At 42.1% G+C, this 21,325-nt stretch carries 20 protein-coding genes; 11 read left to right on the top strand and 9 right to left on the bottom strand.

Annotated elements, in window-relative coordinates:
* Positions 1 to 702: 702 nt before the first annotated feature.
* Entirely contained in the window at positions 703 to 1,866 is a 1,164-nt protein-coding gene (locus JMN17_RS14485) for a response regulator aspartate phosphatase (protein ID WP_087990828.1), read from the bottom strand.
* A gap of 282 nt (positions 1,867 to 2,148) precedes the next feature.
* Between JMN17_RS14485 and JMN17_RS14480 the strand changes: the two genes are divergently transcribed.
* The 5 genes from JMN17_RS14480 (at position 2,149) to JMN17_RS14460 (ending at position 8,611) form a co-directional block, all read left to right on the top strand.
* Complete coding sequence (locus tag JMN17_RS14480; protein WP_087990829.1) at positions 2,149 to 2,430, top strand: putative quinol monooxygenase; 282 nt, start codon at positions 2,149 to 2,151, stop codon at positions 2,428 to 2,430.
* A gap of 518 nt (positions 2,431 to 2,948) precedes the next feature.
* Positions 2,949 to 4,901: a BglG family transcription antiterminator gene (locus JMN17_RS14475; protein WP_202328424.1), complete on the top strand. Its 1,953-nt coding sequence runs from the start codon at positions 2,949 to 2,951 to the stop codon at positions 4,899 to 4,901.
* A gap of 149 nt (positions 4,902 to 5,050) precedes the next feature.
* Positions 5,051 to 7,003 (top strand): fructose-specific PTS transporter subunit EIIC, encoded by a 1,953-nt coding sequence (locus JMN17_RS14470; protein WP_202328423.1) that lies wholly within the window; start codon positions 5,051 to 5,053, stop codon positions 7,001 to 7,003.
* A 15-nt stretch (positions 7,004 to 7,018) separates the two neighbouring features.
* Positions 7,019 to 7,966, top strand: a complete 948-nt coding sequence (manA, locus tag JMN17_RS14465; RefSeq protein ID WP_202328422.1) for a mannose-6-phosphate isomerase, class I — start codon at positions 7,019 to 7,021, stop codon at positions 7,964 to 7,966.
* Between the two features lie 360 nt (positions 7,967 to 8,326).
* The gene (locus JMN17_RS14460) at positions 8,327 to 8,611 is read left to right on the top strand and encodes a hypothetical protein (RefSeq protein WP_202328421.1); all 285 of its coding nucleotides are present in this window, start codon (positions 8,327 to 8,329) and stop codon (positions 8,609 to 8,611) included.
* 341 nt (positions 8,612 to 8,952) lie between these two features.
* Here the strand turns inward: JMN17_RS14460 and JMN17_RS14455 are convergent, their stop codons facing one another.
* A complete protein-coding gene (locus JMN17_RS14455) occupies positions 8,953 to 9,348 on the bottom strand; it encodes a hypothetical protein (RefSeq protein ID WP_202328420.1) in 396 nt (131 codons plus the stop codon).
* Between the two features lie 238 nt (positions 9,349 to 9,586).
* On the opposite strand from JMN17_RS14455, the gene ybaK reads away from it, so the two are divergent.
* Entirely contained in the window at positions 9,587 to 10,069 is a 483-nt protein-coding gene (gene ybaK / locus JMN17_RS14450; RefSeq protein ID WP_087990835.1) for a Cys-tRNA(Pro) deacylase, read from the top strand.
* Between the two features lie 57 nt (positions 10,070 to 10,126).
* Here the strand turns inward: ybaK and JMN17_RS14445 are convergent, their stop codons facing one another.
* The 3 genes from JMN17_RS14445 to JMN17_RS14435 form a co-directional block, all read right to left on the bottom strand.
* Positions 10,127 to 10,321: a DUF4177 domain-containing protein gene (locus JMN17_RS14445; protein WP_202328419.1), complete on the bottom strand. Its 195-nt coding sequence runs from the start codon at positions 10,319 to 10,321 to the stop codon at positions 10,127 to 10,129.
* A 522-nt stretch (positions 10,322 to 10,843) separates the two neighbouring features.
* On the bottom strand, positions 10,844 to 11,833 hold the full coding sequence (gene cyoE / locus JMN17_RS14440; protein WP_087990838.1) for a heme o synthase: 990 nt from the start codon (positions 11,831 to 11,833) through the stop codon (positions 10,844 to 10,846).
* 123 nt (positions 11,834 to 11,956) lie between these two features.
* Positions 11,957 to 12,232 (bottom strand): spore coat protein, encoded by a 276-nt coding sequence (locus JMN17_RS14435; protein ID WP_202328418.1) that lies wholly within the window; start codon positions 12,230 to 12,232, stop codon positions 11,957 to 11,959.
* Between the two features lie 250 nt (positions 12,233 to 12,482).
* Here JMN17_RS14435 and pdaC point away from each other — a divergent pair, with 250 nt between their 5' ends.
* The gene (gene pdaC / locus JMN17_RS14430) at positions 12,483 to 13,883 is read left to right on the top strand and encodes a peptidoglycan-N-acetylmuramic acid deacetylase PdaC (protein ID WP_087990839.1); all 1,401 of its coding nucleotides are present in this window, start codon (positions 12,483 to 12,485) and stop codon (positions 13,881 to 13,883) included.
* 50 nt (positions 13,884 to 13,933) lie between these two features.
* On the opposite strand, the gene JMN17_RS14425 is transcribed toward pdaC, so the two are convergent.
* From JMN17_RS14425 to JMN17_RS14410, 4 genes are all read right to left on the bottom strand, one after another.
* Entirely contained in the window at positions 13,934 to 14,407 is a 474-nt protein-coding gene (locus JMN17_RS14425; RefSeq protein ID WP_087990840.1) for a YjfA family protein, read from the bottom strand.
* A 129-nt stretch (positions 14,408 to 14,536) separates the two neighbouring features.
* Positions 14,537 to 14,704 (bottom strand): YjfB family protein, encoded by a 168-nt coding sequence (locus tag JMN17_RS14420; protein ID WP_087990841.1) that lies wholly within the window; start codon positions 14,702 to 14,704, stop codon positions 14,537 to 14,539.
* A 191-nt stretch (positions 14,705 to 14,895) separates the two neighbouring features.
* On the bottom strand, positions 14,896 to 15,294 hold the full coding sequence (locus JMN17_RS14415) for a ribosomal maturation YjgA family protein (RefSeq protein WP_087991037.1): 399 nt from the start codon (positions 15,292 to 15,294) through the stop codon (positions 14,896 to 14,898).
* Between the two features lie 102 nt (positions 15,295 to 15,396).
* Complete coding sequence (locus JMN17_RS14410; protein ID WP_087990842.1) at positions 15,397 to 15,972, bottom strand: YjgB family protein; 576 nt, start codon at positions 15,970 to 15,972, stop codon at positions 15,397 to 15,399.
* Positions 15,973 to 16,119: 147 nt separating this feature from the next.
* Here JMN17_RS14410 and fdhF point away from each other — a divergent pair, with 147 nt between their 5' ends.
* The 4 genes from fdhF to JMN17_RS14390 all read left to right on the top strand — a co-directional run bounded on the left by fdhF (position 16,120) and on the right by JMN17_RS14390 (position 21,173).
* Positions 16,120 to 19,077, top strand: a complete 2,958-nt coding sequence (gene fdhF / locus JMN17_RS14405) for a formate dehydrogenase subunit alpha (protein ID WP_202328417.1) — start codon at positions 16,120 to 16,122, stop codon at positions 19,075 to 19,077.
* The gene (locus JMN17_RS14400) at positions 19,070 to 19,630 is read left to right on the top strand and encodes a DUF1641 domain-containing protein (protein ID WP_087990844.1); all 561 of its coding nucleotides are present in this window, start codon (positions 19,070 to 19,072) and stop codon (positions 19,628 to 19,630) included. The genes fdhF and JMN17_RS14400 overlap by 8 nt, the downstream gene beginning before the upstream one ends.
* 198 nt (positions 19,631 to 19,828) lie before the next feature.
* Positions 19,829 to 20,470: a DUF4352 domain-containing protein gene (locus tag JMN17_RS14395; RefSeq protein ID WP_202328416.1), complete on the top strand. Its 642-nt coding sequence runs from the start codon at positions 19,829 to 19,831 to the stop codon at positions 20,468 to 20,470.
* Positions 20,471 to 20,543: 73 nt separating this feature from the next.
* Complete coding sequence (locus tag JMN17_RS14390) at positions 20,544 to 21,173, top strand: NUDIX hydrolase (protein ID WP_202328415.1); 630 nt, start codon at positions 20,544 to 20,546, stop codon at positions 21,171 to 21,173.
* Positions 21,174 to 21,325: the final 152 nt, after the last annotated feature.

The following is a 21,325-nucleotide window of genomic DNA, read 5'->3' as shown; positions in this document are numbered from 1 at the left end:
TCATAGTTGTTTGGGGCACCTGAAAACAGGTGCTTTTTACGTTTAAGCTAATAGTAGAATTGCGGTTGCTCTTAGGCAACCGTATTGTAGTATTAACATTAACTTAGAAATTTGGTCTAAATCGAATCATCTAATTCCTTTAGAAGATTGTTACCACAAATGCAATGCAAGAAACGAAAGCGCCCATGCAAATATGCCGAACATTACAAAGGACCTAAGAAAAGTTTCATTTGCCTAATCTCCAATAAAGGGCGTAGCCGGAGAACAATAAAATTATTTGTCCCAGTTGCGACACGGATTCTAAAAATTCTATACCATTCATTGATTTCACCTCTTATTTATTTATCGCAGACGGAAAAACCGTTTCAAACAGTTATATAAAAATTAAGCAATCCGTAATATGTCTAATGGTATAAGCAATGATGTTTTCCTTATCCAGCAGAACCAAAAGTGTATAGTGGAAGAATATGTTATGTTCCTTCACTAAAGAACAGATGTGTTAATAAAAGAAAAAGCACCTCCAAATTTTAGACTGTGTCTAAAATTTGGGGTGCACTTCAAAGTCCAAAATGGGTTTTTTTCTTAATATCATATTAAGTTGCTGCTCTATCTGCGACCTTATAAGTGGACTGCTCAGAAAGAGCGTATGAAGCGCTAGATACTCCAACAATGCCAAGCAAGAGCGCTAAACAAATTGCAATTTTACATTTTTTCATTTAAATGTTTCCCCCTTTGAATTTGTTTGCGTGCTTCAATTGCCATTTGATAAAAATCGACCGCATCATGTCTATCTTCTTTGTTGGTCAAAAAATCAGCAACAGCAACAGCGTATTCTTCCATATCACCATAAAGGTTTTTATCTTTGAAGAACTTGAACACTTCTCTAAGTGTTTGTAAGTCGAATGATAAATAAAGACCTTTAACCAGTTTTAATTTCTCCGTTACTTCCTGGTTGTTGTGTCTGGCAGCAACCTTCTGACCTTCCTGGTATAATTCTAAAGCAGCCTTTAAATCATTCTTCTTTGCTTTGACATATGCTAGATTAAAAATCGCTTTAGACTCATAAATGTGTTTGCGATCCCTATGGATTTCATAGGCGATTTGAAAATGTTTCTCAGCATTGTCAAGTTCTTCAAGGTTATTATAACATAAACCCACATTAAAATGAGCTGAACCAATTAAATGTTGTTCCCCTATTTTTAAAGCATCATTTAAAGCCTTTTTAGCTGTTTTTAAAGCATCATCATAACACATTTTATCTAGCCAGTTTCCAAAAATAACAAACTGACATTGGACCATTTCTTTGCCATATGTAAGATGACCCTGAGCGTCTTTTTGCTCTTTAAATATAGAGTATGCACGCTGAGCATAATTCATGGAGAAATGAGTCTCTTTCATATAGTAATAGACCTCTGACACTTTGAAATAGAACTCTGCTTTATCTGTATTTGCGTTATCGTCTAATAAATCAAGATATTTTTCAGCTTCTCGATAATATGTTAAAGCAATAACTAAATCTCTTGTTCTGAAATGATACATACCGGTGAAAAAGTGATAATAGAACTCAATTGTATTCGTAAGAGATTCAGGAGCCATACTTTCCCGTGTCTTTTTGAGATCAGAATAAACACCATCTATATTTTTAACAGAGTCAGGCTCGAGATAAGACAGCATTATTTCGTGCCGTAGCTTTAATAACTGAAGATAGACTGCTACCTTTTCATTTTTCTCCATCATATCAAATTCTTTTTCAACTTGTTGTTTCATTTCTTTTGCTTTCTCAACTCGACCCTGCTTTATTACAACATACCAATGATTAATGTCTGTAGTTACGTAATGATATGGGATTAAATCCGAAACAGACAATCGAATACCTCCTTTTATTTACATATATTTAATATTATACCACCAAGGGCACCCTCTAATAGAATCATTTTTTTGAAAAATCTTTCTATTTGGGCCAAAACAAAGGTCAGAATAAGCATAAATAAGGACCAAATCGTCTGATACGTACCCTTTAGCTGCTTTAGAATTTATAGAAAGTTGGTCTAAAAGGCTCCCAATGTCGTTTAATGATTTATAGATTATAATTTTCAAGAAAATGTTATAATGAAAAGCCATAAAATAATGTGAAGAGGGGGAATTTCGATGCATTACATAACGGCATGCTTAAAAATTATCAGTGATAAAGACCTTAGTGAGATAATGAAGGAATTCAAAAAACTTGAGGAAGAAACGAACAAAGAAGAAGGGTGTATCACATTCCATGCTTATCCGCTTGAACCATCGGAACGCAAAATAATGCTTTGGGAGATTTGGGAAAACGAAGAAGCTGTTAAAGCCCATTTCACGAAAAAACACACAAAAGATGTTCAAAAACAGGAATTAACGGAAGTTGAATGGTTAATGAAAAGCAATGTGAATGATTAAAAGGCTTCTTAAAAAGAGAGATAAAGTTGGCAGTTGTTGTCTAAAGCTATCAACTTTCATCATTTTCATTCAGAAGTCATCAGAAGTACAATTCAATAGGCCTTGAAGTTAATAGGGCTGGTCAGAATCGAATATACTTGTTCAAAAGGCAGACAGGGTTGAAGTCGCTGGTTCGAGCCAGTTGGAATCATACACGGCGGTTAGAGACGTTATATCAACGTTTCTAGCCGTTTTTTATTGCGTTGACTTAGTCGATGATTAGGTTTTTAAGGCGCAGGATAGAGGTGGACCATTACCGTGTCTCGTTTCTTGTTCTATTAAATTGGAATGGGGAGTGGGTAACGTACTGGAGCATAGAACCTCTAACAACATAAAAAAACCTTTTTTCCGGAAGCTTCGGTAAAAAATGAAACTTTTGACTCTATCATTTTACGTTATGATGTAAACGGTTTCATTTATAGTATACTTATACTATTAATTTGTTCAAGTGGATACTGACAGGAAGGATAGAAAAACAGATGAAATACATGAATACAAGACAAAAAGAGATTTTGTATCTGTTGTTATCTGAACCTGATGACTATTTAGTTGTGCAAGATTTCGCAGACAGGGTACAGTGTTCTGAAAAAACGATCAGGAATGATTTGAAAGCGATTGAGGATTATCTCAATGAACATTCTCATGCGCAGCTCATTCGGAAGCCAGGATTTGGTGTCTATCTAAATATAGAAGAACAGGAAAGGACCTGGTTAAGCCAACAATTATATACTGAACATTTTCATTCTAGGCAGCGGACCGATGAAGAGAGAATGCTGCATATTGCTTATGATTTATTAATGAATGCAAAGCCTGTTTCCGCAAAAGAAATAGCCGCTCAGCATTTTGTGAATCGCTCTTCCATTAAAAAGGAATTATGTGCGCTAGAAGAGTGGCTGAAGCGGTATGAGATCACGTTGGTTTCGAAGCAGCGGATTGGTTTGAAGGTTGAAGGGAACGAAAAAAATAAAAGAAAAGCATTGGCAAGAATATCTGATTTGATTGATAACACGGAGTTTACTAGCCAATTTATTAAAAGTAAGTTCTTACGTCATGAAGTCGATTTTGTGATGAAAGAAATCAAATCATTACAAAAAAAGCATTCTCTCTATTTCACAGATGAGACGTTTGAGAGTTTGCTGCTGCATACATTGTTAATGATCCGCCGAATCAAATTGAAGCAGCCGATCTCGATATCTCCAAGAGAACTGGCGGCAGTAAAAAAGAAGAAAGAATACCAATGGACTTTTGCTTGTTTACAACGGCTTGAGCCGGTTTTTGCCATCCGCTTTCCTGAAGAAGAAGCTGTGTATTTAACATTACATATATTGGGCGGGAAAGTTCGTTATCCATTACAGAAAGAAGAGACAAATAACCTTGAAAATGCAGTGCTTCCAAAGGTTGTAGGGCATTTAATCAATCGTGTTTCAGAGCTGAAAATGCTGGATTTTCATAAAGATCAGGATTTGGTCAACGGATTGAACATTCATCTCAATACTGTGCTACAACGGCTGAGCTACGATCTTTCTGTATCAAATCCTATGCTCAATGACATCAAAAAGATGTACCCTTATTTGTTTCATCTGATCATTGACGTTCTGGAAGACATCAATCAATCGTTTGATCTTTATATCCCTGAGGAAGAGGCAGCATATTTGACGCTGCATTTTCAGGCAGCGATCGAACGGCTGCACCACAGCAGCGAGACACATAAAAAGGCGGTTATCGTCTGCCACATGGGCATTGGAATGTCTCAATTGCTGCGGACAAAAATTGAACGGAAATATCATCAAATCGCTGTAATGGCCTGTATTGCAAAGGCTGATTTAAAGGACTATATAAAAAAGCATGAGGATATCGATCTTGTCATTTCTACCATTGCGCTGGAACATGTAACGATCCCTCATGTTGTTGTATCTCCGCTTTTAGAGCCTGGTGAAGAGAAGAAATTAAGTGCATTTATACGTCAGCTGGGGGAATCGCACCGCCAAAAACGAAAAACCTTTCATATGCTGAACAATACGACTCCTTTTTTGGTTTTTTTGCAGCAAGAGGCAGAGCACCGCTACAAGTTGATTGAACAGCTGGCGACAGCTTTGTATGAGAAAGGCTATGTTGAAAAGGAATATGCGGTTCATGCGGTTATGCGGGAAAAAATGGCGGCGACAAACATTGGGGCAGGCATAGCCATTCCTCATGCAAACGCTAAATACATTAAACAATCAGCCATTGCAATTGCTACATTAAAAGAGCCGCTTGATTGGGGAAATGAGAAAGTATCGCTTGTTTTTATGCTGGCTGTCAAACATGAGGATCAAAATATGACAAAGCAGCTGTTTAGTGAGCTTTCATACCTGAGTGAGCAGCCGGCCATCGTCCAGAAGCTGACGAAAGAAACAGACGTCATGACATTTTTATCTCATTTGGAATATTAAAAGCAGGGTTGAAACCTTGCTTTTTTTGTTTATAGCGAAAAATGCCTTTATTTCCGGAATTAACGGTAAAATAAAACGATTTTTACGGCCTGATTTCAGTATACAGTTGAGTCAAGATCTTACGATTCATAGTTTAAAGGAGGATTTATATGAAACTGTTAGCGATAACCTCTTGTCCGAATGGAATTGCCCATACGTATATGGCAGCGGAAAATCTGCAAAAAGCTGCTGATAGATTAGGCGTTCGCATTAAAGTTGAGACCCAGGGCGGAATCGGGGTAGAAAATGAGCTAACCGCTGAGGAAATTCAGGAGGCAGACGCGATCATTATTGCGGCAGACCGCTCCGTAAACAAAGATCGGTTTATAGGGAAAAAACTGCTGTCTGTCGGGGTTCAGGACGGCATCCGCAAACCGGAAGAATTGATTCGAAAAGCACTTAGCGGGGATATACCGGTCTATCATTCCGCTTCAAAATCGGAATCCGGCAGTCAACAGGAGAAGAAGCAAAATCCGATTTACCGTCATTTAATGAACGGCGTTTCTTTTATGGTTCCTTTCATTGTCGTCGGCGGATTATTGATAGCGGTTGCATTAACGCTTGGGGGCGAAAAAACACCTAAAGGATTAGTTATTCCGGATGATTCCTTCTGGAAAACGATTGAACAGATCGGCAGTGCTTCATTTTCATTCATGATCCCGATATTAGCCGGATATATCGCATATAGCATCGCTGATAAGCCGGGACTTGTGCCAGGAATGATTGGCGGATATATTGCAGCGGCTGGAAGTTTTTATGACAGCGCAAGCGGCGCCGGTTTCCTCGGCGGTATCATTGCCGGATTTTTGGCTGGATACGCGGCACTTGGGATCAAAAAATTAAAAGTTCCAAAAGCAATCCAACCGATCATGCCGATTATTATTATTCCGGTGTTTGCATCACTGATTGTAGGGTTAGCGTTTGTGTTTTTGATTGGCGCACCTGTAGCTCGAATTTTCACAACTTTAACGGTTTGGCTGGCGGGGATGCAAGGTTCGAGCTCGATCCTTCTGGCATTGATTTTAGGCGCGATGATCTCATTTGATATGGGCGGCCCCGTAAACAAAGTGGCATTTCTGTTCGGGTCGGCCATGATTGGTGAGGGAAATTACGAAATCATGGGCCCAATTGCAGTTGCCATTTGTATACCGCCGATTGGCCTCGGCATCGCGACGTTTTTTGGAAAAAGAAAATTCGAGGCGCCGCAAAGAGAAATGGGGAAAGCGGCATTTACGATGGGACTCTTCGGCATCACTGAAGGAGCGATTCCATTTGCGGCGCAGGATCCTCTTCGCGTCATTCCAAGTATTATGGCAGGTTCTATGACTGGTTCTGTCATAGCGATGATTGGCAATGTGGGAGACAGAGTGGCGCACGGCGGACCTATCGTTGCAGTGCTTGGTGCAGTTGATCATGTCATGATGTTTTTTATTGCTGTGATTGCAGGATCTCTTGTCACTGCTCTGTTCGTCAATGTATTAAAAAAGGATATTACGGGAGCGTCCCCTGTGCTCAGCGAAACTGCACCGCCAAGTGAAGCTGCTGCAGCAAAAGAAATACCGCGGCCAATTCAAGCTGAAAGCCCGGAAGCCGAGATGACGGATATCAAAAAACTGACAGACATTATCAGTCCAGAGTTGATAGAGCCACATTTATCCGGGGAAACGAGAGATGACATCATTGATGAAATGATTCAAACATTGTCCCGCGGAGGTATGCTGCTTTCAGAGAGCGGGTTTAAACAAGCCATTTTGAATCGTGAGCAACAAGGAACAACGGCGATTGGCATGAATATCGCGATTCCGCACGGAAAGTCTGAGGCGGTCAGGAAGCCGAGTGTTGCCTTTGGGATCAAACGATCAGGTGTTGGCTGGAACAGCCTGGATGGATCAGATGCTAAATTAATCTTTATGATTGCTGTACCGAAAGAGAGCGGAGGGAACCAGCATCTGAAAATATTGCAGATGTTATCACGGAAACTAATGGATGACAGCTATAGGAAGCGGCTGCTCTCCGTGCAAACAACAGAAGAAGCATACAAACTGTTGGATGAAATCGTGTAACGCGGGGGGATTTTCATGATGACTGAACCGTTATTTTTCAAGCCTGTTTTCAAAGAGAGGATTTGGGGCGGCACCGCTTTAGCTGATTTCGGCTATCACATTCCGTCAGAACGAACAGGGGAGTGCTGGGCTTTTGCCGCGCATCAAAATGGTCAAAGCGTTGTTCAAAACGGAATGTATAAGGGATTAACACTTAACGAATTATGGGAGCATCACAGATATTTATTCGGACATCTTGAAGGTGACCGTTTTCCTCTTCTTACAAAAGTATTAGATGCAGACCAAGACTTGTCCGTTCAGGTGCATCCGAATGATGATTTTGCCAATACACGTGAAAACGGAGAGCTAGGAAAGACTGAATGCTGGTACATCATTGATTGCGAGAAAGATGCAGAGATCATTTACGGCCACAATGCAAAAACAAAGGAAGAACTGATCTCGATGATAGAGGTTGGAGAATGGGATGAGCTCTTGCGCCGCGTAAAGGTAAAGCCGGGGGATTTCTTCTATGTGCCAAGCGGTACCGTTCATGCGATTGGAAAAGGCATTCTCGTTTTAGAGACGCAGCAGAATTCAGATACAACGTATAGAATATATGATTATGAGCGAAAAGATGCAGAAGGCAATATGCGAGAGCTTCATCTGGAAAAGAGCATAGAAGTCATAGAGGTTCCATCCATTCCAGATCGGCAATCTGTTCATTATGAGCAAACAGATGATTTGCTTACAACCACGTTTATTGAATGCGCTTACTTTTCAGTGGAAAAGTGGAGTTTATCAGGATATGTAAGCTTAAAGCAGCAAAAACCATTCCTTCTTGTCAGTGTGATTGAAGGAGAAGGCCGTATCATCTCCGATGGGAGTGTCAATCGCTTCAAAAAAGGAGATCATATGTTGCTGCCTTACGGGTTTGGAGAATTTAAACTGGAGGGGCAGGCAGAGTGTATCGTCTCTCATCTATGACACGATCAAGATAACAAGTGCGCCAATTCATGCTGGTCTTGACTGTTGACTGTAGCAGACTAAGGTGTTGATGAATGGAAAAACCCTTCTTCGAATTGAAGGGTTTTTTGATTGAATTAAAAGGGAGTGATCTGATCCCTTTATTTTAGCCCCCTCCCTCATGCTGTTAGCTATGCTGGCTCCTATAATTGCCAGATAAGGACAGTTATCTATCGGAAATGATTCATCTTCGAGCCATGTCCTTTCATAATATTTGTTTCGTTACTTAGTTTTAAAGAAAGAAATATAAGAATGCAAACGAATGAAAGTAAACATGCTGGACAAACTGATAGGGATTAAAAAGAAGAAAGGAGGGTGGATATGAAAAAATGGCTGCAAATCATAAGTGCGTTGTTCCTATCCAGTTTTGTATTAATGGGCTGTAATACTGGTCAAGATAATAATGATAATGATAACAATGCTCCAGACGTCGAGGAGAACGATCAAGATCAAAACGGCAACAACCAAGATACTGACAATAACAACGTTCCAGGTGTCGACGAGGATGATACCATCAATAAAGATGATGAAAACGATAATGACCCTGATCCCGAAGATCCAGTTGAGGATCCTGAAGATACCGACAAAGATAAAAAAGATGAGTAAGGAAACTTCATAAATCATTGTTTAAACCCGCTCTCAGTTTAGAGGAAGGGTTTTAACTCTTTACACGCCCTTCAAAAAAGCAGACGGAATGCCTGCTTTTTTTATTGTTTTAAATGGTCACCTAAAAATGGTTCCTCTAACAATTTCCTGATTATCCTTCTTTAAAATAATCCATGAGTCAAATTCTTTTGTCCATTCTTACGGAAATAAGGTGTTGATTCATAAAAAGTTATTCACCGATCTCGTTTAGATGCGGTATCAAGAAGGTTCATCCTTATCGTAACTGTTCGTTTCAAGAAGGACCATTAAGCCACCTGAATGCTTTTTGAGGACATTTCGTATCACCTTTTCGCAATCAGATAAAGCGATATGGCTCTTTGGGTTTGAACAGGATTATGAAGCGTAATAACCCATTGGTTTCTTCTCCTTGGAAAGCTTGCGATCGCATACAATGGAGCAGTATCGCGTGAAGTAAACCCGCCATTCATCACTTTTATATCCCTTCCTTCAAGGTGGCAAACAAGGTATTCACCCGGATTTATGACCTGTTGGTTCGTCCATGCGTAAGAATAAAACCCGTCTCCGAGATCCTCATAGGAAGAGGGTGGTACAACGCCATCTACATTCAATGTGATTTGTCTTCTTCGCTGTCTTTCTGTAAAGTCTGGATTTCTCTGAGAGTTATGAGTAGGTGTAAAGTAAGGAATTGACGGAGGACTATGAAAGTAAGGATACAAAGCAACCACTCCTTCATTTTACATTCATACAAATTGTATGTGGGTTTATTTCGTTCATTCCTGATTTATTTCATGTTAACTAAGAATAGAACGAAAGGTGTGAGGACAATGACTGTGTTTTGGGAGTTGGACATGCAGCTTGGTGGAATATGGATATCTCTAGTGTTAGTATTTATATTGACTGTAATAAAGTAGACATACAGGAATTCAGGAATTTTTTTGATAGTGGGGGAAAAGGATGGCGAAAAAAATGGCAAAAACGAATGCGGTTCGTCTGATCGAACAGCAGAACATCTCCTATGAGTTATTAGGCTACAAAACAGAAGGGGGCCAGCCGGTAGATGGCGTCTCTGTTTCGGAAAAAATCGGATATCCTTTGGAGTATGTATATAAAACATTGGTGGCAACAGCGGGAGCCCATCATTACTACGTCTTTGTTGTACCTGTTGCAAAGGAATTAGATGTAAAAAAGGCGGCAAAGGTAATAGGTGAAAAGAAAATAGACATGATTGCTATGAAGGAGCTATTAAGGGTAACTGGCTATCTTCGCGGCGGCTGCTCACCAATTGGCATGAAAAAATGGTTCCCGACCTATATTGATGCGGCCGCTGAAACATTTGATTTTATCATTGTCAGTGCAGGGAAAATCGGTATGCAGCTAAAGCTAGCGCCGCGAGATTTAGCAAAAGCATGTGATGCTGCATTTGCAGAAATTGTATAGATGGCCCGCAACGAGATTGGGATACAAAGGGTAAATAAAAAAGCTTAGACACATAGACTAAGCTTTTTCCGCATCTCTTTCAAATATGATTTCAAAATAAGCAGCCGCTCCATACCCATCGATACTGGGAGCGAAAATCTGAATCAATGTCCAGCCTCTTTTCGCATAGTCATGGATGATTTGCTGGTAGTCTTCTTTAGGCCTTCTTCTCATCGTACTCAGTTCAACTCTTACGAATTTATACTCTTTCATCGTTTGATCCCTCCTGATAAGCTATACGGTAGTTCGAGCAAGAAGTTTCGTAAACCTTGGATAAGGCCTGAAAGTAAAATTTGTATCTAAACTGAAATAAAGCCTTTAAGAAAGGGAGAAGTCTTACAAGTGTCTATTGTTTTTTATCTGTTTGCCTGAACTTTGCAAATGGCTGGCTGAAACAACAAGGATTTCATACAATCAAAACATGCAGTGATGCGGATATGTTTTTAAGCGGATGGATTTTGCCTCATCTTTTATTTTTGCATTACAGTAATCATTTCAAGAAAGCGATGGTATGACATGAACAAAGAAACCCTAAAAAACATACTCATGATTTTTTCAATATATGCAAGCCTACGAGAAACCGATGGTATGCGTATTGCTGATAGCTGGATTTTGAGTGAGATCGTACGATTTTTGATTTGCATGGCTGTGTTTTTGATCATGACATTTCTATTAGATGCTGTGTTTCCAAACAAAAAAGAGTCGCATTAATGTGTGACTCTTTTTGCATAACTATTATCTGATCAAAAACATCACAAATGAATCAACCATCATAATCAAAAACAGCAAGCAAAAATAAATGAGCGAGTAGACAAACATATCCTTTGCCCACTTCACGTCATCATCTGTTTTGAATCCCTGGATGCTTTTTTTGATCCATATGCCTCCGAGAACCAGGGCAGCTAAGAAATAAAATGGACTGATATGGCCGCTGGCGAGAGTAAAAGGAAATAATAACGTGACCGGCACCAAAACTGCAAGATATTGAATCATTTTTATTTTTGTTACATGATTTCCTCTTACAACAGGCAAGAGCGGAACGCCCGCTGCCCGATACTCCTCTTTGCGTCTGATCCCAATCGCCCAAAAATGCGGGGGCTGCCACAGAAACATGATCGCGTACAACAGCACTGCAGTCATACTGATGTCTCCGGTTACCGCGCAATACCCCATCAATGGCGGCGCAGCTCCGGGGAAGCTCCCGACAAATGTACTCCACACAGAAGTTCGTTTCACCCATATCGTATAGATAATCGCATAAAAAATAAAAGCGGCCAGTCCGAGAAGGGCAGTTAATGGATTGAGGGAATAGAGCATCGCAAGACCGGTGATTCCTAAAACAGAGCCATACGTTAAGAGCATAGCTGGCGGCATTTTCCCTGTGACCGAGGCTCTGCTGCGGGTGCGTGCCATTTTTGCGTCCATATGCCGATCAAAATAGTTGTTATAGACAGTTCCGGAAGCCATAACAAACGCGGTTCCAAACATTGCTGTCACCATTGTCATCAAAAAAGCCATTCCGGTTAATGGTTTTTCTGCGCTTGCAAATGCGATCCAAAATCCGCCGAAGGCTGCTATCGAGTTTGATATGATAATGCCGGGTTTTGCAAGTTTGATAAAATCGTAAATTGTTACCCGATTTGAAGGTTTTATGTATTTCGTTTCAGATATAGCTGCAGAATCACTTGTATTCTCCAAAAATAGACGCCTCCCCCAAAACTGCATGCTATTGTTATCGTAACAAGACGGCTATGAGAATTACAATCATTTCCTATATTTGTCATGATATTGTCATTTTTAAAACAAAAAAATAGGGAGCTGGACTGCCCCCATTTTGGTAAACGACGCCTAGTATCCGTAACCTCCGCCGTAACCTCCGCCGTAACCTCCTCCGTATCCGCCGCCGAAACCGCCGCCATAACCGGACCAAGGGTAGTAAGGCGGTCGTGGGCGCGGTCTCGGGCGCGGGTAATAGTAAGGCGGACGCGGATAAAACGGATAGAACGGTCTAGGGTAATAATAAGGCGGGTAAAATGGCGGTCTCGGGCGCGGATAATAATAAGGCTGTCTTTCATCATAAGGTGTCATTTGTTCAAATGTCTGTTCATTCAAAGGATAATCCAAGAGGAAAACCTCCCATGTTTTTTTTATTCCTTTTACCATATTCTTGATGTGTGAGTTGGGTGTATGTACATTCGTGAAATCGATTTTTTTATGATGAAATCCCTGAAAAAGGATTGACAAGAACTACTAAATCTCATAGTATTACAAATGTGAAATAAATGTTACTGTAATATTACAAGAATATTTCTAAAAAGATACAGTTCTAACTGATAAGGATAAATCGAAATGGTTATGAAAGAAGGAATTTGGGTTGTTGGCAAAAAGAATCAAATGGTTTCATATCTTATTAGCAGTTGTATGTGTGGCGGGCCTTATTGGCTTTTTCCATAATTCATTACAAAAAGAAACGGTTATGACTAAAGTGAAAACTGATTCTCAGTATGGGAACGTGGAGATCGCAACGCTTGTGAACGACGGGAAAACGTTCAATTACGCAGTCAATTATCCAGTTTTTAAAAATAAAAAAATGGATGCGGCATTAAAGAGTTTCGCAGAGAAAGAGGTTCGCCAATTTCAAAAGGAAACAAAAGACGTTGATCAGGAGCATACGACAAAACGCAACGAATTAAATGTTGATTATAAAATTGCCCATTACGCCAAACAGACAGTAGCGATTGTATTTAATGAATATAAATATATCGGCGGTGCACACGGGCAAACCGTGAAAAAAACGTTTAACTATGATTTTAGTAAACAAGCTTTTCTTTCGATTGATGATATTTTCAAAGAGGACGCTGACTATTTACATAAGCTTTCGTTAATCGCTTATCATGAACTGAAAAAAGATAAGGACATTGCTGCTGACGAAGCGCTGTTAAAGGAAGGAACGGCACCGAAAAAAGAAAATTTCAGCCGCTTTGCCATCAAGCAAGATTATATCGAATTTTATTTCGATACATATCAGGTCGCAGCAGGCTATCTTGGGGAGCAATCGATTGCGATTAAGAAAAGCCTCTTGAAAGACATTGTGAAAGAACAATATATTGATAAAGCAAAAAACAAAAATAAAATCAAAGAGCAAAAGCCGAAGCATGAAGTGATTTCATTGCCTAAAGAGGAAACGGTTGATCCAAATCAAAAAGTCATTGCGCTTACTTTCGATGACGGCCCGAATCCTGCGACAACAAATCAAATTTTGGACTCCTTGAAGCAACATAAGGGGCATGCCACGTTTTTTGTTCTCGGGAGCAGGGTGCAATATTATCCGGAAACGCTTAAAAGGATGCTGAAAGAAGGACATGAGGTGGGGAACCATTCATGGAGCCACCCGCTTCTCACAAGGCTTTCAGTAAAAGAAGCGTTAAAGCAGATCAACGACACGCAGGATATTATTGAAAAAATAAGCGGATACCGTCCGACGCTTGTAAGACCTCCATACGGCGGCATTAATGATGAGCTGCGGAGTCAATTGAAAATGGATGTCGCATTATGGGATATTGACCCGGAAGATTGGAAAGAACGCAACAAAAAAACAATCGTTGACCGGGTCATGAGTCAGGCGGGAGATGGAAGAACCATCTTGATTCACGACATTTACCGCACCTCTGCTGACGCGGCCGATGAAATTATCAAAAAGCTCACCGATCAAGGCTATCAATTGGTGACGGTCTCTCAGCTTGAAGAGGTTAAAAAACAAAGAGAAGCGAATTAATACGAAAAGGCTGCCGCGGATATTGCCCGTTTGGACAGCCTTTTTTCTTTTTAGTAAGAGCCTGTAGTGGCCCAAACATTCAGATTCGGTCCTGAATACTTACCGAAAGCGTAAGAAGTCCGTGGATCCAAATCATATACCATCGGTGTATAACAAGATTTTTGGCCGGCCACCGCTTTTCCATTGCCGCCTGCAGAATCACAGTTATATCTCTTTCCGTCCGTGTTCCGGGTAATCTCCGCATTTGCTTCATAGCCTGACGTCAATGTATGATTCATCGTGATTTTTGCCCAAGCCGTTTTACATGCACTGCTGAATTTGAGCTCGACCACCCCGATGACTTGATTGTTGGCATTCACTAAGTTTGAGGATTTTTTTGTAGAGCCGCTGGATGCACAATCATTGTAATAAGGGCTTTTTCCATCGTAGGCATGGGTTTCGGCGTTGGCGGGCGTCCCTTTGACGGCGAAAATAAATACAACTGCGAATAATATCAATGAAGCTTTCGTAAACAATCTTTTCATGTCTTTTAATAACCTCCTTCATATGGCAAACAATACATCATACGGAGGAACAGTCAAAACATGCATGCTCTTTTGTGAACAATAAAGGCGGCCGGGAGGATGGAGTCCTTGGCCGCCTTTGGTGTGTGATTAAGCTTTTATATCAATGGTTTGTCCGAGTGTCGGATGCTGAATCATCTTTAAGGTTTGATCGGCATTTTGCTGGGCCGTGTCCAACACTTTTTTCGTTAAAGCGATATCAACATTTTGGGCAAGTGATGCTTGATGCATAGCAACTGATAAAGCGGGAATATCCATCGTTCCACCTCCTATGCCTTACCTATCGGCGGGTTTGGATGATTTTACAGTGCAAAAGGGCTTAATTTTCCATGTTGACCCTTACGCTGCGGCATACCGTATGTTTTTAACAAGGGGGAAATCAGGATGAATCTTGTAATGGAAAAAACCTTTGAGCAATATGAAAAGTTGTTTTCTATATGAAAAAAGCGTCACATTTTGTGGCGCTCTTTGATTCCTAGGACGAGCAGTTCTATGGCTGCACAGAGTGCAATTCCGATCGTATACGCTTCGATATCGCTCCATAAAAAACCGTACCCCAGTACAAGGCCGCCAAGAGAAGTGTCTCTGATCCGGTCGATCCAATCTGAGTGATACAGCTGGCTGATTTCAATGAAAAAACAGAAAGAAAGACTGATCATGCCCGTCATCATTGTCTTCATTTTCCGAAATAGAAACCCGCATCCCATATAGATCATGGCCGCCCACAGCGAGTCCCCCAGATAAGGATTGACGGCATCCGGCAGAACACTTGAGAATGCTCTGGATCCCAGCCCCATCGCTATGATCATCATGGTGACAGCTGCATATATCCATCGATTTCGCTTCATTGAGAATTGATACCCCGTCTCTGTTTCAACTCCCATGTATTGTAAGGAATATACCCTCTATTTGTCCAATAAAAAAAGCGGCTGAACAGCCGCATGATGTGATTATTTCGCTTTAAGGTTTACATGGTCGGCGGTCTGGTCCTTGCCAATTACAAAATGGAGTTCATATCGGCCTGTATTATATACATAATCTATTTCATCGGTAAACGGGACGGTTAACACTCGATTAGCGGCGCCTAATTCATTTCGCAGCACTTCCGGGGTAACCCCTCCTAAATTCAGCTGCCGTTCCACGCCGGTTCCAAAGTAGCGGATTTCTGAAATGGTCATGTCTTGATGATAGGAAAATCCGTAGCCCGGGTTCCCCATATTCCAGTGATATAAATCAAACCGATTGTCTCCTCCGGACGGCCGTTCCGGTTCCCCTAATTTAGCATGGACATCGCCTTTCGTGCTTTTGTTAATGGTAAGGCCTTGCGCCTGCTGAGGCATTTCCCCTGTGTAGGCGGTGTTGTAGAGGTTTTTGACAAGCTCGGCGGCGGATTGATTCGTATCTTCGGAGAGCGTTGTTGCTTGAGTTTCGGCCTTTACAGGGGTTGGAAAAGGTGCTGCGCCAAAGCTGGAAAGAGAGGCTGTCAGTGCGGCTGTCGCGGTTAGAACAGACATTGTTTTGTTCATGATATCCCTCCTTTTTCATCTACCACCTCGTTTCCCGGTGTGAATGTGCTAAAACATTTGAGTGCGTTTTGTATGTTTTATTGATCTCTTGTAAGGGAAGAGAAATGGGTAATTCGGTATATACACTGGCAAGAAAGGGGAATGGAGATGGCTCAACAGAAAAAAATCACAATAAACGGCGTTGAAATGGAAGCCTCCGAAGATCAAACGCTGCTGCAGCTTTTGAACAACAGTTCGATTGAAGTGCCGCAAGTTTGCTATCATCCCAGCTTAGGGCCGATTGAAACATGTGATACGTGCATCGTCAGCATCAATGGTGAGCTAAAGAGATCGTGCTCCGCTGAAGTAAAGGATGGGGATGTCATTGATACGCTTTCGCCTGATGTCAAAAAAGCGCAGGTCATCGGGATGGACAAGATTTTATATAATCATGAGCTTTATTGTACAGTTTGCGATTACAACAACGGGGGGTGTGAAATACATAATACGGTGAAAGAAATGAAAGTCAATCACCAAAGCATCCCGTTTGACCATAAGCCTTATCATAAGGATGAATCTCATCCGTTTTACCGGTACGATCCAGACCAATGTATTTTGTGCGGCCGTTGTGTTGAAGCTTGCCAAGACGTTCAGGTGACTGAAACCCTGACCATTGACTGGGAGCGGAAACGCCCGCGCGTCATTTGGGATAACGATGTGCCGATCAATGAGTCGTCTTGTGTGTCATGCGGCCACTGTTCAACGGTCTGTCCGTGTAACGCGATGATGGAAAAAGGAATGGAAGGGGAAGCCGGATATTTAACAGGCATTGATCACGAAACGCTCCGTCCGATGATCGAGATCACAAAAGGCGTAGAAACAGGGTACGGCTCGATTCTCGCCATTTCTGATATGGAATCCGCCATGCGTGATGAACGGATCAAGAAAACGAAAACCGTCTGCACATACTGCGGCGTGGGCTGCAGCTTTGATGTCTGGACAAAGGGAAGAGACATTCTGAAAGTGGAGCCGCAGGAGGAAGCGCCAGCCAACGGCATTTCTACTTGTGTAAAAGGAAAGTTCGGCTGGGATTTCGTAAACAGCGAGGAGCGCCTGACAAAGCCGCTGATCCGCGAAGGCGACCATTTCCGGGAAGCGGAATGGGAGGAAGCGTTAACGCTGATCGCCAACAAGTTCACCGATTTGAAAGACGAGTTTGGCTCTGATTCACTTGCCTTTATTACATCTTCTAAATGTACAAACGAGGAATCCTACCTCATGCAAAAACTGGCAAGAGGGATCATCGGCACAAATAACGTGGACAACTGCTCGCGCTATTGTCAATCTCCTGCGACTGCCGGCCTGTTCCGAACAGTCGGCTATGGCGGTGATTCAGGGTCAATTACAGATATCGCGCAAGCAGACCTTGTGTTGATTATCGGTTCGAATACGTCTGAGTCCCATCCAGTCTTGTCCACTCGCATTAAACGGGCTCATAAGCTGAGAGGACAGAAAGTGATCGTAGCGGATATCAGAAAACACGAAATGGCAGAGCGCTCTGATTTATTTGTCCAGCCGCGTGCGGGTTCAGATATCGTCTGGCTGAATGCCATCGCCAAATATTTGATTGAAAACGGCAAGGCTGATGAACGCTTTTTACAAGAAAAAGTGAACGGACGGGATGAATACGTAAAAAGCCTGGCGCCATACACACTCGAATATGCCGAGGAGAAAACCGGAATAGATCGAGAAACTCTCATCGAAATGGCCGAGATGATCGGTCAGGCTGACAGTGTGTGTGCATTATGGGCGATGGGTGTGACGCAGCATATTGGCGGAAGCGACACGAGCACGGCGATCTCGAATCTGCTGCTTGTGACAGGAAACTATGGAAAACCGGGAACAGGCTCTTATCCGTTGCGCGGTCATAACAACGTGCAGGGGGCAAGTGACTTCGGAAGCATGCCTAACAAACTGCCTGGCTATGAAAATGTAACGGATGAACAAGTCCGCCAAAAATACGAGCGGGCGTGGGGGGTGCCGATGCCGAAGGAGCCGGGCATGACCAATCACGAAATGATTGAAAAAATCCATTCCGGCCAGCTGAAAGCGATGTATGTAAAAGGGGAAGAAATGGGGCTGGTTGATTCCAACATCAATCATGTGCACGCCGCATATGAAAAGCTTGATTTCTTTGTGGTGCAGGACATTTTCTTTTCACGAACAGCAGAGTATGCCGATGTTGTTCTTCCTGCGAGCCCAAGCCTTGAAAAAGAGGGTACTTTCACAAACACAGAACGTCGTATTCAGCGATTGTATCAGGTGTTTGAACCGTTGGGCGAATCAAAGCCTGATTGGCAAATTATTATGGAAGTAGCCAATAAGCTTGGCGCTGGCTGGCGCTATGAACACCCTAGTGACATTATGGAGGAAGCAGCCATGCTGTCGCCGATTTATGCCGGTGTTACCTATGAACGTCTTCGAGGCTACAATTCTCTTCAATGGCCTGTAAGCGCCGATGGAAAGGATTCGCCTTTACTCTTTACAGAGCGCTTTCCTTTTCCGGACGGCAAAGCCATTCTTTATCCTGTTCAGTGGACGGAGCCTGATGAGTTCGGTGAGGAATATGATATCCACGTCAACAATGGGCGGCTCTTAGAACATTTCCACGAAGGAAACTTAACCTACAAATCAAAAGGGATTTCGGAGAAAACACCGGAAGTATTCTTAGAAATTTCTCCTGAGCTAGCGGCAGAACGGGGAATTCAGGATGGAACACTTGTCAGACTCACCTCGCCTTTCGGAAATGTCAAAGTGAAATGCCTGATCACTGATCGTGTCAAAGGGAAGGAAGTATATTTGCCAATGAACGATTCAGGGGAAGCAGCGATCAACCTGTTAACAGGCAGCCATGCCGATAAGGATACCGATACGCCGGCATACAAAGAAACGTCAGCCAAAATGGAAATTTTGAAACGGGACGGAACCAACCCGCTCCCTAAAATCAATCACCGCAACGGCAACCCGCAGCCGCAAATCGGTGTGCAAGTGCAAAAGAAATGGGCGCGGAAGGATTATATTTTCCCTGGTGACGCAGTGAAAAGGGGGATTGGGCGTAATGGCTAAAGCAATTAAACAAATCCAGAAAATCCAAGTAACCGAAGAGGATCAGCGTAAGCGTGATATGAAAGAAATTGAAGATGCATTAGTTGAAAATAAGGCAGTCATTCTAGAAACGCTGCAAATGCTCGGCCACATGAACGAGCGCGGCGTCCTGCCATTGCTCCGCGGCCTTTTTGGCCAAGGGGATAAAGTCCTTGATATCCTAGTCAAAAAAGCAGATACAGAGGAAACGGCCAATACGCTGAAAAATCTGCTTCTTCTGTTTGGAACGCTCGGCATGCTGGATGTGAAACAGCTGGAGCCCCTCATTTTGAAAGTGAATGCGGGGGTGGCAAACGCGGTGGAACAGAAGGACAGCGAAGAGAAAACAGGTTATTTCGATATCATTCGTTCGCTCAAAGACCCGGAAATCAACAAATCAATTACACTGCTTTTCTCGTTTTTAAAGGGAATGGGACAAGATACAAAGGAGATGGAACGCACGACGCAGCCTCCGGAGCACCAAAAACAACAACAGGAACCGAGAGAGAAAAGGGATATGAATAAGCGAGATTGACTACCTGCCCGAGCCGGCTGCTGCCAGCTCGGGTTTTTTTGATGAAAAGGACTAATGAACTAGTGAAAAATGTTCAAACACTAGAAAAGAGTCAGTTGGTAATAGATAAAATAAATAAAATTGTTACTTTATTACCTGTAAGGAAAAGGTAAAATCTGATTATAATAGAAATCGATTACTTTAGATGGGGGAACAGTCGTGAAAAAAGTCTTAATACTATTATTTGCCCTGACGATCGGGCTTGCGCTTTCCGCGTGCAGCCAATCGAGCGATGCGTCAGTAAAAGAAAAACCGAAAGAGAAAAAATCGGAAGAAGAGCTTAAAAAGGAAATTGATAAGGAATTGAAAAAACACGGTGAGCCGAAGATTAAACAAGATGATCAAATACATAAAATAGGAGAAACGTTTAAAGCAGGACATACGAATTTTACAGTGAATAAAGTTGATAGAGTGCAAAAAGGTGAATATACGAATATTGGCGGGGCTGAAAATGCGAAGACAAAAACAATAAAAGATCATGAGGAACGGCTCATTATAGAAGTTACGATAGAAAATATAGGGAAAGACTCGATAAGCTACAATTTCACTGGGTTAGACTTAAAAGACAAGAATGATCAATCAGTCCGGCCAGTTTTTTCTATAGAAGAGCAGGGCAGAATACTTATGGGAGGAACACTAATATCAGGGAAAAAGGTTACAGGTGTACTTAGTTATGTCATTCCTAAAGGGGAACAAAAACATTACACACTGGTATATAATCCGTTTTTAGCTGATATCACAACCAGTAATATTGAAGAGAGAGTGAAGGACAATATTGATTATTTGGTGAAGTTAGATTAGAAATAGATTTACAGTTGCACGTTTTCATCAGTGGGAAACGTGCTTTTTTTATAGCGGAAAATAATGTGAAAGGATGAGTGATAAAGTGCAAACCAAATGGCTGGAACGGGCGCTGCGGATTCGGGCGATCGCGCAGGCGGGACTCGCTTTTTCAAAGGATGTGTATGACAGGGAAAGGTACGAAGAGCTGATGAAGCTAAGCGCAGAGATGATGGCGGATTACACGCAAACGGAAATTGAGGTGATCACTGATTTATGGAAGGGCGAGAAAGGCTATCCGACACCGAAAGCGGATGTTCGTGGCGCAGTATTCCGAGATCATCAGATTTTGCTTGTTCGGGAGAAGCATGATGAGCTGTGGTCACTGCCGGGCGGGTTTTGCGAGATTGGCTTATCACCGGCTGAAAACGTGGTCAAGGAAATCAAAGAAGAGTCGGGGTACGATACAGAACCGTCCCGATTGCTGGCCGTGTTGGACAGCCAAAAGCATCCCCATCCGCCTCAGCCGTATCATTACTATAAAATTTTCATTGCATGCAGCATAACGGGCGGGCAGGGGGAAACGGGAATTGAGACGAACCATGCCGCTTTTTTTCCGGAGGACAGGCTCCCGCCGCTTTCTCCAAAACGAAACACACCCTCACAGCTTTGCATGCTGTTTGACTTTATGCGCCATCCAGAAAAAAACACGCTATTTGACTAAAAAAGAAAGAGCCCGGAAGGCTCTTTCAGCTTGTAGAGAAAACGATGTTTTTTCTACAAGCTTTTTTGTTTTGTAATGTTTCTTTAGATATTCAGCTGATTTCAAAAGCAGAAAAAGAGCTCCCACATACCTAGCCCTGCTTGGCTAGGTAT

The sequence above is a fragment of the Bacillus sp. RHFS10 genome (assembly GCF_016757475.1).
Taxonomy (GTDB): domain Bacteria; phylum Bacillota; class Bacilli; order Bacillales; family Bacillaceae; genus Bacillus; species Bacillus subtilis_G.
Note: the sequence above shows the minus strand (reverse complement) of the source record. Positions and strands in the feature narration are given on the sequence as shown.

Bases quoted from the DNA above. Each gene is read 5' to 3' on its own strand.
- JMN17_RS14480 (WP_087990829.1), top strand. From the start codon at position 2,149: ATGCATTACATAACGGCATGCTTAAAAATTATCAGTGATAAAGACCTT.
- JMN17_RS14475 (WP_202328424.1), top strand. From the start codon at position 2,949: ATGAAATACATGAATACAAGACAAAAAGAGATTTTGTATCTGTTGTTA.
- JMN17_RS14470 (WP_202328423.1), top strand. From the start codon at position 5,051: ATGAAACTGTTAGCGATAACCTCTTGTCCGAATGGAATTGCCCATACG.
- manA (WP_202328422.1), top strand. From the start codon at position 7,019: ATGATGACTGAACCGTTATTTTTCAAGCCTGTTTTCAAAGAGAGGATT.
- JMN17_RS14460 (WP_202328421.1), top strand. From the start codon at position 8,327: ATGAAAAAATGGCTGCAAATCATAAGTGCGTTGTTCCTATCCAGTTTT.
- ybaK (WP_087990835.1), top strand. From the start codon at position 9,587: ATGGCGAAAAAAATGGCAAAAACGAATGCGGTTCGTCTGATCGAACAG.
- JMN17_RS14445 (WP_202328419.1), bottom strand. From the start codon at position 10,321: ATGAAAGAGTATAAATTCGTAAGAGTTGAACTGAGTACGATGAGAAGA.
- cyoE (WP_087990838.1), bottom strand. From the start codon at position 11,833: ATGCAGTTTTGGGGGAGGCGTCTATTTTTGGAGAATACAAGTGATTCT.
- JMN17_RS14425 (WP_087990840.1), bottom strand. From the start codon at position 14,407: ATGAAAAGATTGTTTACGAAAGCTTCATTGATATTATTCGCAGTTGTA.
- JMN17_RS14420 (WP_087990841.1), bottom strand. From the start codon at position 14,704: ATGGATATTCCCGCTTTATCAGTTGCTATGCATCAAGCATCACTTGCC.
- JMN17_RS14415 (WP_087991037.1), bottom strand. From the start codon at position 15,294: ATGAAGCGAAATCGATGGATATATGCAGCTGTCACCATGATGATCATA.
- JMN17_RS14410 (WP_087990842.1), bottom strand. From the start codon at position 15,972: ATGAACAAAACAATGTCTGTTCTAACCGCGACAGCCGCACTGACAGCC.
- fdhF (WP_202328417.1), top strand. From the start codon at position 16,120: ATGGCTCAACAGAAAAAAATCACAATAAACGGCGTTGAAATGGAAGCC.
- JMN17_RS14400 (WP_087990844.1), top strand. From the start codon at position 19,070: ATGGCTAAAGCAATTAAACAAATCCAGAAAATCCAAGTAACCGAAGAG.
- JMN17_RS14390 (WP_202328415.1), top strand. From the start codon at position 20,544: ATGAGTGATAAAGTGCAAACCAAATGGCTGGAACGGGCGCTGCGGATT.